Annotated in this window: 12 protein-coding genes; 5 read left to right on the forward strand and 7 right to left on the reverse strand. The window is 70.7% G+C overall.

All coding sequences use genetic code 11. From position 1 onward, the window contains the following. Positions 1-2: 2 nt before the first annotated feature. The 5 genes from GFH49_RS19635 to GFH49_RS19655 all read right to left on the reverse strand — a co-directional run bounded on the left by GFH49_RS19635 (position 3) and on the right by GFH49_RS19655 (position 7,743). Entirely contained in the window at positions 3-962 is a 960-nt protein-coding gene (locus tag GFH49_RS19635) for an HpcH/HpaI aldolase/citrate lyase family protein (RefSeq protein WP_155057381.1), read from the reverse strand. Next, positions 959-3,040 (reverse strand): ethylmalonyl-CoA mutase, encoded by a 2,082-nt coding sequence (locus GFH49_RS19640; RefSeq protein ID WP_155057382.1) that lies wholly within the window; start codon positions 3,038-3,040, stop codon positions 959-961. The genes GFH49_RS19635 and GFH49_RS19640 overlap by 4 nt, the downstream gene beginning before the upstream one ends. Positions 3,041-3,048: 8 nt before the next feature. After that, positions 3,049-4,392: a crotonyl-CoA carboxylase/reductase gene (ccrA, locus tag GFH49_RS19645; RefSeq protein WP_155057383.1), complete on the reverse strand. Its 1,344-nt coding sequence runs from the start codon at positions 4,390-4,392 to the stop codon at positions 3,049-3,051. Between the two features lie 401 nt (positions 4,393-4,793). Next, positions 4,794-5,627 (reverse strand): TetR family transcriptional regulator, encoded by an 834-nt coding sequence (locus GFH49_RS19650; RefSeq protein ID WP_155057384.1) that lies wholly within the window; start codon positions 5,625-5,627, stop codon positions 4,794-4,796. A gap of 310 nt (positions 5,628-5,937) precedes the next feature. Then, positions 5,938-7,743: a 3-hydroxyacyl-CoA dehydrogenase family protein gene (locus GFH49_RS19655; protein WP_155057385.1), complete on the reverse strand. Its 1,806-nt coding sequence runs from the start codon at positions 7,741-7,743 to the stop codon at positions 5,938-5,940. Between the two features lie 386 nt (positions 7,744-8,129). Here GFH49_RS19655 and GFH49_RS19660 point away from each other — a divergent pair, with 386 nt between their 5' ends. Continuing rightward, on the forward strand, positions 8,130-8,699 hold the full coding sequence (locus tag GFH49_RS19660) for an adenylosuccinate lyase (RefSeq protein ID WP_155057386.1): 570 nt from the start codon (positions 8,130-8,132) through the stop codon (positions 8,697-8,699). A 25-nt stretch (positions 8,700-8,724) separates the two neighbouring features. On the opposite strand, the gene GFH49_RS19665 is transcribed toward GFH49_RS19660, so the two are convergent. Beyond that, positions 8,725-10,296, reverse strand: a complete 1,572-nt coding sequence (locus GFH49_RS19665; RefSeq protein ID WP_155057387.1) for an alpha/beta hydrolase — start codon at positions 10,294-10,296, stop codon at positions 8,725-8,727. 517 nt (positions 10,297-10,813) lie between these two features. Continuing rightward, entirely contained in the window at positions 10,814-11,098 is a 285-nt protein-coding gene (locus GFH49_RS19670) for a hypothetical protein (protein WP_155057388.1), read from the reverse strand. A gap of 170 nt (positions 11,099-11,268) precedes the next feature. On the opposite strand from GFH49_RS19670, the gene GFH49_RS19675 reads away from it, so the two are divergent. The 4 genes from GFH49_RS19675 (at position 11,269) to GFH49_RS19690 (ending at position 17,836) form a co-directional block, all read left to right on the forward strand. Continuing rightward, positions 11,269-11,712: an SRPBCC family protein gene (locus GFH49_RS19675; protein WP_155057389.1), complete on the forward strand. Its 444-nt coding sequence runs from the start codon at positions 11,269-11,271 to the stop codon at positions 11,710-11,712. A 151-nt stretch (positions 11,713-11,863) separates the two neighbouring features. Next, a complete protein-coding gene (locus GFH49_RS19680) occupies positions 11,864-14,293 on the forward strand; it encodes an MFS transporter (protein ID WP_155057390.1) in 2,430 nt (809 codons plus the stop codon). Between the two features lie 143 nt (positions 14,294-14,436). Then, on the forward strand, positions 14,437-16,926 hold the full coding sequence (locus tag GFH49_RS19685; RefSeq protein WP_155057391.1) for a SpoIIE family protein phosphatase: 2,490 nt from the start codon (positions 14,437-14,439) through the stop codon (positions 16,924-16,926). Positions 16,927-17,110: 184 nt separating this feature from the next. Then, positions 17,111-17,836, forward strand: a complete 726-nt coding sequence (locus tag GFH49_RS19690; RefSeq protein WP_155057392.1) for a class I SAM-dependent methyltransferase — start codon at positions 17,111-17,113, stop codon at positions 17,834-17,836. Positions 17,837-18,234 lie beyond the last annotated feature (398 nt).

Here is an 18,234-nt window from a genome sequence, read left to right on the forward strand (position 1 = left end):
CCTTACGCCTCCGGAATCTCGAACTTGCTGGTGCGCTGCATGCCGGCCGCGCGGCCCTTGCCGGAGACGACCAGCGCCATCTTGCGGCTGGCCTCGTCGATCATCTCGTCGCCGAGCATCGCGGAGCCCTTCTTGCCGCCCGCCTCCGACGTGTAGTAGTCGTACGCGTCCAGGATCAGCTCGGCGTGGTCGTAGTCCTCCTGCGAGGGCGAGAAGATCTCGTTGGACGCCTCGACCTGGCCCGGGTGCAGCACCCACTTGCCGTCGAAGCCGAGGGCGGCGGCGCGCTGGGCGACCTCGCGGTAGCCGTCGATGTTGCGGATCTGGAGGTAGGGGCCGTCGATCGCCTGGAGGTTGTTGGCGCGGGCGGCCATCAGGATCTTCATCAGGATGTAGTGGTAGGCGTCCGCCGGATAGCCCGGCGGCTGCTCGCCCACGACCAGCGACTTCATGTTGATGGAGGCCATGAAGTCGGCCGGGCCGAAGATGATCGTCTCCACGCGGGGGGAGGCCTGCGCGATCTCGTTGACGTTGTTCAGGCCCTGGGCGTTCTCGATCTGCGCCTCGATGCCGATCTTGCCGACCTCGAAGCCCATGGTCTTCTCGATCTGGGTCAGCAGGAGGTCGAGGGCGACGATCTGCTGGGCGTCCTGGACCTTCGGCAGCATGATGCAGTCGAGGTTCGGGCCCGCGCCCTCGACCACCGTCACGACATCGCGGTACGTCCACTCCGTCGTCCAGTCGTTGACGCGGACCACGCGCGTCTTGCCGGTCCAGTCGCCCTCGTTGAGGAACTTGACGATGGTGTGCCGCGCCTCGGGCTTGGCGAGCGGCGCGCACGCGTCCTCCAGGTCCAGAAAGACCTGGTCCGCCGGGAGGCCTTGGGCCTTCTCCAGGAAGCGGGGGTTCGAGCCCGGCACTGCCAGGCAGGAGCGCCGCGGGCGGAGACGGTTGACCGTCATGCGTTGACCTCCAGGGGGTCGAGCTTGTTCGCGTTCCGGATCTCGTCGACGATGCGGCCGATGATTCCGGTGATGTCGAAGTCCTTCGGGGTGAAGACGGCGGCCACTCCGGCGGCCCTGAGCTGCTCGGCGTCACCATTGGGGATGATGCCACCGGCGATCACGGGTATATCTGTGGCACCGGCCACATGGAGTCGTTCCAGCACGTCCGGCACCAGCTGAGCGTGTGAGCCGGAGAGGATCGACAGGCCCACCGCGTGCACGTCCTCCGCGAGGGCCGCGTCCACGATCTGCTCCGGCGTCAGCCGGATGCCCTGGTAGACCACCTCGAAGCCGGCGTCACGGGCGCGCACCGCGATCTGCTCGGCGCCGTTGGAGTGTCCGTCCAGGCCCGGCTTGCCGACCAGGAAGCGGAGCTTGCCCACGCCGAGGTCGCGGGCGGTCTCCTCCACCCGGCGGCGGACGTACGCCATCGCGGTGCCCTCCTCGGCGGTCACCGCGACCGGCGCGGAGGACACGCCCGTCGGCGCCCGGAACTCACCGAACACCTCGCGCAGCGCCCCGGCCCACTCGCCGGTCGTGACGCCGGCGCGGGCGCACTCCAGGGTGGCCTCCATGAGGTTGGCGGTGCCCTTCGCGGCCTCCTTCAGCCGCTCAAGGGCCTTGCAGGGGCGCGGATGGTTGAAGGGCGGCTGGTATCGGGTGTCACGCCAGTGCGCAAGGGCGGCCACGACGCGGGCCTCGACGGCCGGGTCGACCGTGTGGATCGCGGCGTCCAGGTCGGCCGTGAGCGGGTTCGGCTCGGTCGACTCGTAGATGTTGACGCCGACGATCTTCTCCCGGCCGGACTCGATACGAGCGCGGCGCTCGGCGTGGGACGCCACGAGCTGCGACTTGAGGTAGCCCGACTCCACGGCGGCCATCGCGCCGCCCATGTCCTGGATCCGGTCGATCTCCGCGAGGGACTCCTCGACGAGCTGCGCGACCTTCGCCTCGATGACGTGCGAGCCCTCGAAGATGTCCTCGTACTCCAGCAGGTCGCTCTCGTGCGCCAGCACCTGCTGGATGCGCAGCGACCACTGCTGGTCCCAGGGGCGGGGGAGCCCCAGCGCCTCGTTCCAGGCGGGGAGCTGGACGGCACGCGCGCGTGCGTCCTTCGAGAGGGTCACGGCCAGCATCTCCAGCACGATCCGCTGGACGTTGTTCTCCGGCTGCGCCTCGGTCAGCCCGAGGGAGTTGACCTGGACGCCGTACCGGAAACGGCGCTGCTTGGGGTTCTCGATGCCGTACCGCTCGCGCGTGATCTCGTCCCAGATCCGGCCGAACGCCCGCATCTTGCACATCTCCTCGATGAAGCGGACGCCCGCGTTCACGAAGAAGGAGATACGGGCGACGACATCGCCCATGCGCTCCTGCGGCACCTGGCCGCTGTCGCGCACCGCGTCGAGCACGGCGATGGCGGTGGACATCGCGTACGCGATCTCCTGCACCGGCGTGGCGCCCGCCTCCTGCAGGTGGTAGCTGCAGATGTTGATCGGGTTCCACTTGGGGAGGTGCGAGACCGTGTACGCGATCATGTCCGTCGTCAGGCGGAGCGAGGGGCCGGGCGGGAACACGTGCGTGCCGCGGGACAGGTACTCCTTGACGATGTCGTTCTGGGTCGTCCCCTGGAGCCGGGTGATGTCGGCACCCTGCTCCTCGGCGACGACCTGGTAGAGCGCCAGCAGCCACATGGCGGTGGCGTTGATGGTCATCGAGGTGTTCATCTGCTCCAGGGGGATGTCCTGGAACAGCCGGCGCATGTCACCGAGGTGCGAGACGGGCACCCCGACCCGGCCGACCTCGCCGCGGGCGAGGACGTGGTCCGGGTCGTAGCCGGTCTGCGTCGGCAGGTCGAAGGCGACGGACAGACCCGTCTGGCCCTTGGCGAGGTTGCGCCGGTACAACTCGTTGGACGCCTCGGCGGTGGAGTGACCGGCGTACGTGCGCATGAGCCACGGCCGGTCCCTTTCCTTTCGCGCCTGCTCTTCTTGCGCCTGCTCTTCTTGCGCCTGCGGCACGGTCTGACGCTCAGTCATCTGTGACCTCAGATGTTCCGGAAGCGGTTGATGGCGTCGACGTGCTGAGCCCGCTTCTCGTGGTCCCGCACGCCCAGGCCTTCCTCGGGCGCCATGCACAGCACGCCGACCTTGCCCTGGTGGAGGTTGCGGTGCACGTCGTAGGCGGCCTGGCCGGTCTCCTCCAGGGAGTAGACCTTGGAGAGCGTGGGGTGGATCCTGCCCTTCGCGATGAGCCGGTTGGCTTCCCAGGCCTCGCGGTAGTTGGCGAAGTGCGAGCCGATGATCCGCTTCAGCGACATCCACAGGTAGCGGTTGTCGTACTCGTGGTTGTAGCCGGAGGTCGAGGCGCAGGTGACGATCGTGCCGCCCTTGCGGGTGACGTACACCGACGCGCCGAACGTCTCCCGGCCCGGGTGCTCGAAGACGATGTCGACGTCCTCGCCGCCGGTGAGTTCACGGATGCGCTTGCCGAACCGCTTCCACTCGCGCGGGTCCTGGTCGTGCTCGTCCTTCCAGAACTTGTAGTCCTCGGCGGTGCGGTCGATGATCGCCTCGGCGCCCATGGCCCGGCAGATGTCGGCCTTCTGCGCGCTGGAGACGACACAGATCGGGTTGGCGCCGCCGGCCAGCGCGAACTGTGTGGCGTAGCTGCCGAGCCCGCCGCTCGCGCCCCAGACCAGGACGTTGTCGCCCTGCTTCATCCCGGCGCCGTTGCGGGAGACCAGCTGCCGGTACGCGGTCGAGTTCACCAGCCCCGGAGCGGCTGCCTCCTCCCAGCTCAGGTGGTCCGGCTTCGGCATGAGCTGGTTGGACTTGACGAGCGCGATCTCGGCGAGGCCGCCGAAGTTGGTCTCGAAGCCCCAGATGCGCTGCTCGGGATCGAGCATCGTGTCGTTGTGGCCGTCGCTGGACTCCAGCTCGACCGACAGACAGTGCGCGACGACCTCGTCACCGGGCTGCCAGGCGTTGACGCCCGGGCCGGTGCGCAGGACGACGCCCGCGAGGTCGGAGCCGATGATGTGGTAGGGCAGGTTGTGACGCTTGGTCAGCTCGGAGAGCTTGCCGTAGCGCTCCAGGAAACCGAAGGTCGGCAGCGGCTCGAAGATCGAGGTCCACACCGAGTTGTAGTTGACCGAGGAGGCCATCACGGCCACCAGGGCCTCACCCGGGCCGAGTTCCGGCACCGGAACGTCGTCCAGGTGGATCGACTTGCGGGGGTCCTTGTCGCGGGTGGCGAGCCCGGCGAACATCTCCGTCTCGTCCTTGTGCACGGTGATCGCGCGGTACGACTCGGGGAGCGGGAGAGCGGCGAAGTCGGCCGGAGTCGAGTCCGGCGACTGGATCGTGTCCAGGATTTCCTTGACGGTCACGGTGTTGCCTCCGGCGGTACGCGCCCTGAGGGAGGGGCGCTGAGGGTTACTGCTCAGGGTTCTTGGGAAGTGCCGTCGGTTCGGCGGATGGTGCTGTTCGGCAGCGCTTTGTGGCGCAGGAGGTTGCCTGTGACGCAGGCGTCCGGGCGCGCAGTCCATCGGGGCTGCGGGGACAGCCGGCGTACGAAGGGTCTCGGCACGCCGGCCGCCCGGACACCTTCAACGTATGGCACCGCGTGTCACCCCGCAAGGCACTGGGTGCCAGAACTTGCCCTCAGGTGAAAACTTTACGTAACAAATGAGCGATGATCGATCAAATGGGAAGGCAGATGCGGTTTAATGCGACCTTTCCTTCGGTCCGGTGGTACGAGGCCGAGGCGCGGAGGGGGCGCTTCGACGCCCTACGCCCGCTCCTTCAGAGCCTGCTCGATGGTGCGCATCACCTCGTCCAGCGGGGCGTCCGTGCGGGCGACCGTCACCAGTACCTCGCCCTGCGTGGACACCGTCGCCGCGGCCGGCTTCGGGGTCGCGGCACGCCCGGCGCCGATGCCCGTGCCGAACGTCCTCCGCACGATCGCGAAGGCGTGGTCCAGCTGCGCCTCCACGTCGCCCTGGCCTCCGGCCCGCAGCCAGCGCCGCAGCACGTGATTGTGGGCGGTGACGACGGCGGACGCGGCGACCTCCGCCAGCAGCGGGTCGTCGTTGGCGTCGTCGTCGTGCGCGTGCTCGTCGAAGTGGCCCAGGAGATAGCGGGTGAAAAGGCGCTCGTAGCGGGCCACCGACGCGATCTCCGCCTCCCGCAGGGTGGGCACCTCGCGCGTGAGCTTGTAGCGGGCGACCGAGATCTCCGGCCGGGCCGCGTACATCCGCATGACTTCCTTGATGCCGCGGCACACCGTGTCGAGCGGGTGCTCGTGCGCCGGTGCGGCGTTGAGGACCGCCTCGGCACGGATCAGGGTGTCGTCGTGGTCGGGGAAGATCGCCTCTTCCTTGGAGCGGAAGTGACGGAAGAACGTACGGCGGGCGACCCCGGCCCGGGCCGCGATCTCGTCGACGGTGGTCGCCTCGTACCCCTTGGCCGCGAACAGTTCCATCGCCGCTGCCGCCAGTTCCCGGCGCATCTTGAGCCGCTGGGCCGCGGCACGGCTGCCCGCGGCGCTCTCCGGCGCGTCGGGCGGCGTGGCTGGTGTACGTGAGGGCTTGGCGGGCTGGGACATGACCCGAACGTACTGCATGTGCGCAGCTTGATGCGCATGTCCCCGGCTTCTGCCGCCCGCCGGGCCCTGGTTGCTGCCGCCTGACGGGCCCTGGTTGCTCGCGCCCGCTGGCCCCTGGTTGCTCGCGCCCGCTGGCCCCTGGCTGCTCGCGCCGGCCCGGCCCTGGTTCGCCCCGTCGGCCCTTTCCCCGTTTCCCGCGTCGGCCCGTCCCCCGTTTCCCGCGTCGGCCCGTCCCTCGTTTCCCCCGCCCTGGACGGGCGGGGGAAACGCAGCCGGATCGAGCAGGCCGCCCCAGTCCTCGGCGTCCCGGAACCGGTCGCCGGGGCGATCAGCGCCGGGCATATTCGCGGAAGCCGCGGCCCGTCTTGCGGCCGAGGCAGCCCGCGGCCACCAGGTGCTCCAGGAGCGGCGCCGGCGCAAGGCCCGGGTCGCGGAACTCGCGGTGCAGGACCTTCTCGATGGCCAGCGACACATCCAGGCCGACGACGTCCAGGAGTTCGAAGGGGCCCATGGGGTAGCCGCCGCCCAGCTTCATCGCCGCGTCGATGTCGTCAAGAGACGCATAGTGTTCCTGCACCATCTTGACCGCGTTGTTGAGGTACGGGAAAAGCAGCGCGTTGACGATGAAGCCGGCTCGGTCACCGCAGTCCACCGCATGCTTCTTGATCTTGACGCAGACCTCGTGAACCGTTGAGTGGACGTCTTCGGCCGTCAGGACCGTACGGACCACCTCGACCAGCTTCATCGCCGGTGCCGGGTTGAAGAAGTGCATGCCGATCACGTCCTGCGGACGTGAGGTCGCGCGGGCGCAGGCGACGACCGGCAGCGAGGAGGTCGTCGTCGCGAGGACGGCGCCCGGCTTGCAGACCTTGTCCAGCGTCGCGAACAGCTGCTGCTTGACCGCCAGATCCTCGGCGACCGCCTCGACGGCCAGGTCGACGTCGGCGAAGGAGTCGTAGGAGTCGGCCGGGGTGATCCGCTCCAGCGTCTGCGCGGCGGCCTCCGCGGTCATCCGGCCCTTGTCGACAGAGCGGGAAAGCGACTTGCCGATACGGGCCTTGGCGGCCTGCGCCTTCTCCTCGCTGCGGGCGGCGAGGACGACCTCGTACCCGGCCTTGGCGAAGACCTCGGCGATCCCGGACGCCATGGTGCCGGAACCCGCGACACCGACGCGGCGGACCGGTCGGCCGGGGACGTCCAGGCCGCCGGGCAGCGGGGTGAGCGCGTCGCGCACGACGGTCGCGCTGCCCGGAGCCTCGTAGGTGTAGAAGCCGCGGCCCGACTTACGGCCGGTCAGGCCCGCCTCGCTGAGCTGCCTGAGGATCGGGGCGGGGGCGTGCAGCCGGTCGTGGGAGGCCGCGTACATGGCCTCCAGGACCGTGCGGGCCGTGTCGACGCCGATCAGGTCGAGCAGGGTGAGCGGGCCCATCGGCAGGCCGCAGCCGAGCTTCATCGCGGCGTCGATGTCCTCGCGGGAGGCGTACTTGGCCTCGTACATCGCGGCGGCCTGGTTGAGGTAGCCGAACAGCAGCCCGTCCGCGACGAATCCGGGCCGGTCGCCGACCGCGACGGGGTCCTTGCCGAGGTCCAGGGCGAGGTTCGTGACCGCGTCGACCGCGGTGGGCGCGGTCAGCACGGACGAGACCACCTCGACCAGGCGCATCGCCGGGGCCGGGTTGAAGAAGTGCAGGCCCAGCACGCGTTCCGGGTGGGCCGAGTCGGCGGCCAGCCGGGTGACCGAGAGGGCGTTGGTGCCGGTCGCCAGGATCGTCCCGGGCCGGACGATCGCGTCGAGCTCACGGAAGATCTGCTGTTTGATCTCGTACGACTCCGGAGCCACCTCGATCACCAGCTCCGCGTCGGCCGCGGCCCGCAGGTCGGCGGAGGTGCGGACGCGGGCCAGCAGGTCGGCGCGCTCCTGCTCGGTCAGCCGGCCGCGCTCCACCGCGCGGGCGGTCGAGGACTCCAGGGCGGCGACGGACCGGGCGGCGGCGGCCTCGCTGATGTCGATGCCGACGACCTCGCGGCCGGCCTTGGCGAGGACCTCGGCGATGCCGGTGCCCATCGTGCCGAGGCCGACGACGGCAATGGTCTTGAGCGGGGACAGAGGGGTGTCGGACAGGGGAGTGGCCATCGCGGGACTCCAGGAATGAGGGTGACGACTGGGAGCGCGACCGGGTGCGCCAAGAGGCGCACGCCGGTTGCCGGTTGAGGAGTGCGGGTGTTGCCGGGCTGCCAGGTGCCTGTTCTGGCGCACACGCCCGGTGCCGTCACCGCGGGCGTGCACACGCCCGGGGAGCGGCGGATCGACCGGCCCTGTCCCGGAACCGGGTCCTGCTGAGGTACGCGATGTACCGAACCGACCAGCACTCACGACGGCTGCGTCACCAGGCCGTCATCAGCATGTCCGCGAGTGGGTGACTCGCTCGTCTGAGCTTAACCCGCGGGTAACGAGCGCGCCAGCCCCTGAGTTTGTGATGTAGGTCCCGGCGCGACGGCGGCGCGTCTACGCTCGCCCTCATGGACGAAGAGTTGCGATCAGTCACGGAGCGCTTACGGCGGGAGTCCGCGGCATCGGCGGCCTACGAGCATCTCGTGGCGACCGACGACCACGACGAACTGGCCGCTGTGCTCATCGCGCCCGGCCAGCCGCTGTGGGCCAGGGAGCTGGCGGCCTTCCGGCTGGGGCTGGCCGGTGACCGCCGCGCCTTCGAGGCTCTCGTCCTCCTCCTCAACCACCGCGACCCGCAACGCTGCGCCGCCGCCGCCCACGCCCTCGCCCGCCTCGGCGACCCCCGCACGGCGCGGGCAGCGGCGGCCCTCGCCACCAACGAACTTCGCGTCGCCTACGCCCTGCACCCGGTACGTCTCCTCACCGAACTCCGCGCCCCCGAATCCGTACCCGCCCTCATCACCACCCTGGAACGCCGTCTCAGCCCCCACGATCCGTACCGCAAGGTCGCCCTCGCCTGCGTGGCGGGCCTCGGCGCACTCGGCGACCCGCGCGCCAGACCCGTACTGAAGGAAGCCCTCGCGCACCCAGCCCTCGCGGAGGCGGCGGTCCGGGCGCTGGCGCGGATCCCCGTCTGACAACGCCCCGCCCCCGACGGTGCGCTCAGCCGCGGAAGCCGAGCATGCCGTGCAGTGTCGTGCCGCGGGATGCGGTCGACGCCGAGGTCAGCGGCTTGGGATCGGGCAGCGCGGCGCACACCGCGTCGGCCTCACCGCTGCCGCGCGGCACCGTGCCGTCGGTCAGATAGGCCGCCAGGTACTCGTCCAGACAGGCGTTGCCGCTCAGCGAGATGCCGTGGTTTCCGCCGCCCTGCTCGACCACGAGGCTGGAGCCGCGCAGCAACCGGTGGACCGTCACGCCGCCTTCGTACGGGGTGGCCGCGTCGTCGGTCGCCTGGAACAGCAGCACCGGCGGCAGCTTGTCGTTGCTGACGTCCACGGGTTCCAGCGAGTCCGTCGGCCAGAACGCGCACGGTGCGTTGTACCAGGCGTTGTTCCAGGTCATGAACGGTGCCTTCTGGTACACAGCCCAGTTGTCCTCGCGCCACTGGTTCCAGTCGCGCGACCAGTCCGCGTCACGGCACTGCACCGACGCGTAGACGCTGTAGCCGTTGTCGCCCGCGGGGTCGATGGCGGCGAAGTTCTCGTACGCCTCCACCAGCGGGTCGGCGTCCTCGTCGTTCACGTAGGCCGCGAACGCCTCCGCCAGATCGGGCCAGTAGCCGTTGAAGTAGCCGCCCGGGAGGAAGGTGTCCTCCAACTCGGAGGCGCCCACCGTCCCGTCGGCCGGCTTCTCGGCCAGTGCCGCCCGCATCGCGTACCACTTGGCTTCGACCTCGGCCGGGTCGGTGCCGAGCTTGTAGGTCGAGTCGTTTTCGGCGACCCAGGCCATGAAGGCGCGGTGGCGGTCGTCGAAGGCGTAGTCCTGGGCGAGGTTGTCCTCGTACCAGACGCCCGTGGGGTCGACGACCGAGTCCAGGACCAGACGCCGTACGCGCTGCGGGAAGAGCTTGCCGTAGACCGCGCCCAGATAGGTGCCGTACGAGTAGCCGAAGTAGTTGATCTGCTTGGCGCCCAGGGCCCGCCGGATCGCGTCCATGTCCCGCACGGCGCTGACCGTGTTCATGTACGGCAGCACATCCGCGTACTTCCGGCCGCAGGACTTGGCGAAGGACTCGGCGCGGGCGAGGTTGGCCTTCTCGATCGCCGGTGAGCTGGGCACGGAGTCCGGCCGCACCGGGTTGAAGTAGCCGGGCGAGCAGTCGAGGGCGGGCTTGCTGGCGCCCACGCCGCGGGGATCGAAGCCTATGACGTCGTACTGGGCGGCGACCTCCTTCGGCAGTGCGGAGGCGACGAATCCGGCGAGCGTCAGGCCGCTGCCGCCGGGGCCGCCGGGGTTGACCAGCAGCGGGCCCTGGTACTTCTTCGCGGTGTGCGGGACGCGGGACAGGGCGAGGGTGATCTGGCGCCCGTGCGGGTTCGCGTGGTCGAGCGGCACCTTGAGGGACGCGCACTGGAGCGTCGGATAGTCGGTGGTACCGCACTTCTTCCAGGTGAGCTTCGCGGCGGGTGCGGTGTCCGCGGTCCGCGGGGCACTCGCGTCGGCGGGGACGGCCGTGACGGTCCCGGCCATGACGACGGCGGCGCCGCACAGCACGGCTGCGCGTTTTCTCATGGAGTCCTCCCAGGACGGAGGGGTTTGGGGCCGCGAGGGTCACGGTCCACGCCGCATCGTCCCGGAAAGCGCCCCCGGAAGAACGCGTTCTGGCAAGACTTGACCCGATCGGGTCGCGAGATGCGCCAGAACGCTCATAAATCAGCGAAAGTTGGGTCGATTAGGACAGTTCCGGCACCACGGGCTCAGGCTCCCGGATCTGTCGCGGCATGCCGCCTCCCCGTGACGGATGCGCGGGACTCCGGCATTCGTCATGGGGCAGGCCCCGGCGCCGGATTCGGCCGGTGGCAGGGTGACGAGACTCCCAAGGCCGGGCTCGGTGTAGATCAGGTTCCCCTCCCGCGGACGGCGGTGGACTTTCACCTGGCGCCAACGCGGCGCGTCGGGGGCGAAGTAAACGCGTCACCTGGCAGACGCACCCTCCGCCGGAGGTCCGCAAGCGTCTGGTGGGGCGGGCTTTGTTCTGCGTTGTGACCGCTGTCTAGGAGGCCTGTGGACCACCCGGGGCGGCGGGAGCTCACAGGTCGTCAGAGCGGGTGCGGTCGCGCAGGAGCAGCCACGGTTCAACAGCAGGCCCACGCTCCCGGTCCGTACCTTTGCCGCGGAGGAGTACGGCGTAGGCGGCTATTCCGGCCTTGCTGGGTCCGGGGGCGTCACCTGCGCCCTGCTGGGGCGAGAACGCCCTGGTCATGGCCTTCCAGGCCCTGTCTGCGTGCGGTGCGGCGGGCAATGTGCCTCCCCAGAACTGAATAGGCCGGCCGGGGTTGTCGGCGGATTCCGCTGTGAGGTTCTCCCAGCGCATGACGCCTCCTCGGTAGCGCTGACCCCAAGAATAGAACAAATGTTCCCTTGATCGTGCGACCTTCCTTCGCGGCCACGGAGCGATCGCTTCGGGACCCCGATTTGGGCGGCCGGGGAGCGGGGTGGTTGGCTTGCCCCCACCCCCGAAAAACCAGGTCCTGGAGGAAGTCAATGGCGCAGGTCGAGGCCACTACGGAGCGGGTCGTCGCGGCGGACGCGGAGAAGGTGTTCGACGCCCTCGCCGACTACAGCGGCACCCGCGCGAACGTGCTGCCCGAGCAGTTCAGTGAGTACGAGGTGCGCGAGGGCGGCGACGGCGAGGGCACCCTCGTGCACTGGAAGCTCCAGGCCACCAGCAAGCGGGTGCGCGACTGCCTCCTGGAGGTCAGCGAGCCCACCGACGGCGAGCTCGTCGAGAAGGACCGCAACTCGACGATGGTCACCACCTGGCGGGTCACCCCGGCCGGTGAGGGCAAGTCCCGGGTCGTCGTGCACACCACCTGGAAGGGTGCCGGCGGCATCGGCGGCTTCTTCGAGAAGACCTTCGCGCCCAAGGGCCTCGGCCGGATCTACGACGCGATGCTCGCCAAGCTCGCCACCGAGGTCGAGAAGTGACTCAAGACGCGGGCCGGTAAGGGCCGTTGGCGGCTCACCGGTTCGAGTGGAACTCCTGGCCGACCGGCTTGATGCCGTAACTCGTCGCGCTTGCTCGTAGTTGTCGCTTTTACGCGGGAATTGTGCGGCAGCGCGACGAGGGGAGCGGTACGTGGGCGGGACGACTCCGGTGCAGGACGAACCGGCCCCGGCGCTTTTGCGGACCCCCGCACCGCCACCGCTCCAGGCGGCCGAACTCAGCCCCCGCCGCGTGCGGTTGGTCTTCCTCGGACTGATGCTGGCCCTGCTGCTGGCCGCCCTGGAGCAGATGATCGTCGCCACCGCGCTGCCGAAGATCGTCGGTGAGCTGCACGGCCTGGACAGGATGTCCTGGGCGATCACCGCCTATCTGCTCACCTCGACCGTCGGACTGCCGATCTACGGCAAGCTCGGCGACCTGCTCGGCCGCAAGGGCGTCTTCCAGTTCGCGATCGTCGTCTTCGTCGTCGGCTCCGCGCTCGCGGGCCGGGCCCAGAGCATGGACCAGCTGATCGCCTACCGCGCCGTCCAGGGTGTCGGCGCGGGCGGGCTCATGATCGGCGTCCAGGCGATCATCGCCGACATCGTGCCGCCCCGGCGGCGTGGCCGCTTCATGGGCCTGATCGGCGCCGTGTTCGGCCTCGCCTCCGTCGCCGGGCCGCTGCTGGGCGGCTACTTCACCGACCACCTCTCCTGGCGCTGGTGCTTCTACATCAATGTGCCCTTCGGACTGGTCACGCTCGCCGTCGTCGCCGTCGTGCTGAAGCTGCCGAAGCCCCAGGCCAAGCCCCGGCTCGACATCCTCGGCTGCCTGCTGCTCGCCGCGGCCTCCACCTGCCTTGTGCTGCTGACCAGCTGGGGCGGCACCGAGTACGCCTGGGACTCCCGCGTCATCCTCGGCCTGGCCGCGGGCGCCGCCGTCGCCGCCCTGCTCTTCCTGGCCGCCGAGCACTTCGCGCCCGAACCCCTCATCCCGCTGCGGCTGTTCAAGGACTCCGTCTTCAACGTCACCGGCCTGGTGGGCCTCGTGATCGGTGTCGCGCTGTTCGGTGCGGCCAGCTATCTGCCGACCTTCCTGCAGATGGTCGACGGGGCCAGCGCCACCGAGTCCGGGCTGCTGATGCTGCCCATGATGGGCGGCATCGTCATCGCCTCGATCGTCTCCGGACAGCTCATCAGCCACACCGGCCGCTACAAGATCCACCCCGTCCTCGGCAGCGCCCTCTCCGTCGTCGGCATGTGGCTGCTGTCCCGGCTCGACATCGACACGCCCCGGCTGCACTACAGCATCTGGATGGCCGTCCTCGGCGCCGGCATCGGCATGGTGATGCCCGTCCTGATCCTCGCCGTGCAGAACTCCGTACGCCCCGCCGACCTCGGCACCGCCACCAGCGCCAGCAACTACTTCCGGCAGATCGGCGGCAGCGTCGGCGCCGCCGTCTTCGGCACGCTGTTCGCCGACCGGCTCACCGACGCCCTGGCCGACCGCCTCCCCGCACCCGCGGGCGCCGGGCTGCCCGACCCCGAGTCGATCACCCCGCAGCTCGTCCACGCGCTGCCGCCGGAGCTGCGCGACGCATACATCCGGGCCTACGCCGACGCCATGCCGCGGATCTTCCTGTATCTGGTGCCGGTGCTCGTCCTGGGCCTGTTCATCGCCTTCTTCCTCAAGGAGAGACCCCTGGTGTCCCACAACGCCCCCGCCCCCGAGACGGAAGCCCCGTACGTGCACGCCCCCATCCCGCAGGCCCGCCCCCAGCCTTCGGCCAGGGGGACCTCCACTGCGTCCCGCTCGCCGTACCCGGCCGGCATCCCCGTCTGCGGCACGGTGCAGCACCCCGACGGGACCGTCGTCCCGCGCGCGGCGCTCACGCTCATCGATGTCGCCGGACAGCAGATCGGGCGGGGCGCGAGCGGCGAGGACGGGCGGTACGCGCTGTCCACGCCCGGGTCGGGGTCGTACGTCCTGATCGCGGCGGCGGGCGGCCACCAGCCGCAGGCCGTCTCCGTGACCGTCGGCGAACGCCCCGTCGAGCTGGACGTCGTCCTCGGCGGCGCCGGACGGCTCGCCGGGAGCGTGCTCACCGCCGACGGCACGCCGGTGCGGGAGGCCGGCGTCACGCTGACCAACGTGCACGGCGAGGTGGTGGCCAGCACCCGCAGCGGACGCGAGGGCGGGTACGTCATCGGCGAGCTGGTCGCCGGGGAGTACACCCTCGCCGCCAGCGCGCCCGCCTTCCGGCCCACCGCGCTGCCCGTCACCGTCCAGGCCGCCCGTGAGACCCGCCAGGACGTCGAACTCGCCGGCGGTGCCGTGCTGCGGGGCACCGTGCGGGCGAGCGGCGGCCGGCCCGTCGAGGACGCGCGTGTGACGCTGCTCGACGCGGCGGGCAACGTCGTGGACACCCTGACGACCGGCTCCGACGGAGTGTTCCGGTTCGTGGATCTGTCGAGCGGCGAGTACACCGTCATCGCCGCCGGCTATCCGCCCGTGGCCACCGTGCTCCAAGTGGCGGGCGGCGGACGGACGGAGCGGGACCTCCAGCTGGGGCACGAGGACTGAACCGTCCGGGGGCGCGTGCCCGTGCGCCGGGGCGCTCCGGTCTCATCAATTCCCGTATTGCCGCACATCGTGACCGGTCACCGCCGTACCGTGGTGACGGCACCACAGATCTTGCGGAGCCGTGGGGAGAGAGGGCCGGGGACATGGACCGTGGCACCGAGAGGGACGCACCTCCCAGCCGCGGAGCTGGGGACGGCACGGCGGAGCCCGCCGCTGCCGGACGTATCCCCCTGGCCGTGGTCGTCGTCGACCGCGACGGCCTGGTGTCGCACTGGAGCAGGGGCGCACGGCGGCTGTTCGGCGCCGCCAGGGAGGACGCGATCGGCCGTCCCGCGCTCGACCTGCTCCCCGTCTCCGGCGCCCTCCCCGAGGAGGACGACATCACCCCGTACGGGGGCTACGCGGCGGCGTACGACGGACTCGGACCCGATCTCGAAGCCTCCCTCGACGGGCGGCTGTCCTACCCCGCCGCGGGCCGCGCCCGCCTCGCGATGGCCGAGGACGAGCGGGCGGACGTCCTGTGGTGGGCGTATCCCCTGGTGGGCCCGGGACGGGAGAAGCTGCTGGTGCTGGCGGCCGACGCGGCGGGCCTGCACTCCGACGACGAGGATGCGGTCTTCGAGCGGATCGCCCCCGGCTTCGCCCTGCACACCGACTTCCCCGGCGCCGAGGACCTCGCCCGCCGGCTCCCCGAGATCCTGCCCAGCATGAGCGTCGGCGAGAGCGCCCGGATCGTCGCGCAGATCCTTGAACTGGGCTATCCCATCCTGGAGTTCAGCCAGAACGACCGGGTGCCCGTCACCCCCGACTGGGGCGTGCCCCGGCGGGCCGAGCGCAAGGCACGCCGCGAGCGGGCGGCACGGGCACGGGCCGAAGGTCTGCCCGTGCCGCAGGAGTTGGCCGACGAGGTCGAGGACCTTGAGTACGCCGCCGTACGCGAGCGCCTGGAGTTCCTCAACGAGGTCAGCGGCCGTATCGGCACCTCGCTCGACCTGGCGAAGACCATCGTCGAGGTCAGCCGGGCCGTGGTGCCGCGCTTCACCGATGTCGCCGGCACCTATCTGCGCGAACAGGTCGTCGCCGGCGAGGGGTTCCCGGAGGGCGTGCCGGACACGACGACCATGTGGCACCGGGTCGCCCTCGAACACACCGACGAACCCGGCCGCTGGGACGATGTCGTGCCGGTCGGCGAGGCCATGCCGTTCCCGGCGCACACGCCGTTCTTCCAGTGCATGACCAGCGGTGAGCCCGTCCTCGTGCCGCGCATCAGCGAGCAGCTGGGACACGCCATCGCCTCGCAGTTCGAGAAGCGTGACATCAGGCCGCTGATCACGGGCCGTTCGATGCTGGTCGTACCGCTGAAGGCCCGCAACGTGGTCCTCGGCTTCATGATCCTGCTGCGCCACCCCGAGCGCGTCGAGTTCAACGACATGGACCGGGTCACCGGCGCCGAACTCGCCGCCCGCGCGGGCCTCGTGCTCGACAACGCGCGCATGTACACCTACCAGGAGTCCGTCGCCGAGACCCTCCAGGACAGCATGCTGCCGCACATTCCGCCGCGCATGGCGGGCTGCGACATCGCCACCCGCTATCTGCCGGGCACGCTGCTCGGCCGGGTCGGCGGCGACTGGTTCGACTCGGTGAAGCTGCCCGGCGCGCGCACCGCCCTCGTCGTCGGCGACGTGATGGGCCACGGCCTCAACTCGGCCGCGATGATGGGCCAGTTGCGTACGGCCGTCCAGACCATGGCCGCCCTCGACCTGCCGCCCGCCCAGCTGCTGCGCAACCTCGACGACCTCGCCCAGCGCCTCGGCGACACCTACCTCGCGACCTGTCTGTACGCCGTGTACGACCCGATCGCGAGCGAGCTGCACATCGCCAACGCGGGCCACATCCCGCCGGTGCTGGTCCGCGCGGAGGACGGACGCACCGAGCTGCTCGACCTGCCGACCGGTGCGCCGATCGGCGTCGGCGGGGTGCCGTTCGAGGCGGTGCGCATGCGCGTGGAGCCCGGCGACCGGCTGGTCATGTGCACCGACGGTCTGGTCGAGGTGCGCGGTGAGGACATCGGCGTAGGACTTGCGACCCTGTGCGAGTCGGCCGCTCACCCGGCGGCCTCCATGGACGCCGCCTGCGACACCATCATCCGCGCCCTCGCCGTGACATTCTCAAAAGCGGGTCGCGGCGGCCGCAAGGACGACGTGGCCCTGCTGATGGCCCGGCTGAACGGCATCGAACCCGACGACGTCGCCGAATGGCGGCTCCGCCTCGATCCGTTCGAGGTCGGCCGGGCGCGTGCCGCGGTCCGTGAACAGCTGCACGACTGGGGGCTCGCCCAGCTCGCCCACCCCGCCGAGCTGATGGTCAGTGAGCTGGCCACCAATGCCGTACGGCACTCGCACAGCCGCCCGATCGAGCTGCGCCTGGTCCGCGGGGACACCCTGCTGTGCGAGGTGGACGACGACGACCACGAACTGCCGACCCTGCTGAACACGGGCCCCGGCGACGAGTTCGGGCGCGGTCTGCGCGTGGTCAGCACGCTGGCCCGGGAGTGGGGCACCAGCCGGACCAAGGCGGGCAAGACCGTCTGGTTCGAGCTGACGCTGCCGCGCGCTCCGCTGAGGACGCGGTAATTCACCCGCGGGTCGGTGGGGGCTGGTCGCGCCCGCGCGGCGGTAGCCGCATATCGAGTACAGCCCCGCGCCCCTTTGGGGCGTGAAGGTATGCGCCACGCGCTTGCTGCCGTGACCAGGGCACGATAGACCGTACGCGCCCGTCACTTGCGGCGGGCGGCCGTCGCACCTTGGGGAGTTGGGCATGAGCGTGACGAGTCGGTACCGGGAAGCCTGGGAGGGCTTCTGGCGCGAAGCGCCTGAGGAGCAGGGAGCCGTGTTCTGGGACGCGGAGCCCACGCTGACGGTGGGCGTCCACCTGGCGATCTTCGAGCCGCAGCTGCCCGACCCCAACCTGCCGATGGTGGACCTCGGTTGCGGCAACGGCAGCCAGACCCGCTTCCTCGCCGACCGCTTCCCGCACGTCATCGGCGCCGACCTGTCCGAAGCGGCCCTCGACCACGCCCGGCGCGCAGACCCCGCCGGGCAGGCGACCTACCGGCTGCTGGACGTCTGCGAGAAGCCCGAGGCGGAGGCGCTGCACGCGGAACTCGGCGACACCAACGTCTATCTGCGGGGCGTGCTCCACCAGGCCGAACCCGACGACCGGCAGACACTCGTCGACGGTATCGCCGCGCTGGTCGGGGAGCGCGGCCGGGCCTTCCTCGTGGAACTCTCCGAGGCCGCCCGTCCCGTCCTCATGGGCCTCGCCCAGAGCCCCGCGGGGCCGCCGCCCAAGCTCGCCCCCGTCTTCCGGCACGGCATCGCACCCGGTGAGGTCGCCGACGACGCCGTGCCCGTGTATCTGAACGCGGCCGGTCTGACGGTCCTGGCCGGCGGGGAACTCCCGCTGATCACCACCGAGTTCGCGGCCGACGGCACCCGGATCGAGCTGCCGTCGAAGTGGCTGGTGGCGGGGCGCTCGGCCTGACGGGCGGGCGGTCGGCCGTCCGGCTGCGGCGGGATGCTCCGGCGTGACGCCCTTGAGCGGGAGGCCGCCTGCGCCCGCGGCCGGTACGTATATGCCGTACCGGCCGCGAGCGCAGGCGGTGAGGATGACGACGCGGGCGGCAGGCTCTGGGCGCCGTCGAGGATCTGGCGCGTCCCTCCAGCCCGTCGCCTCCAGCCCGTCGGTCCCGGGCATCCGGACGTCCATGAGGACGACGTCCGGGAAGGTGCGCTCGCTGTACCGCCGCGACCGCACTGCTGACGCCGGCCGGCGTGCTGGGCGCTGTCGTCGGGAGGCGGGGGGTCGTGCGGGAGGGTTGTTGTGCGGGAGAGGTGAGAGCCGGCACGCTCGGGCGGGCGGTGACGGCGGGTGGTCCGGGT

It is taken from the genome of Streptomyces blattellae (assembly GCF_009709555.1).
Classification (GTDB): Bacteria; Actinomycetota; Actinomycetes; order Streptomycetales; family Streptomycetaceae; genus Streptomyces; species Streptomyces blattellae.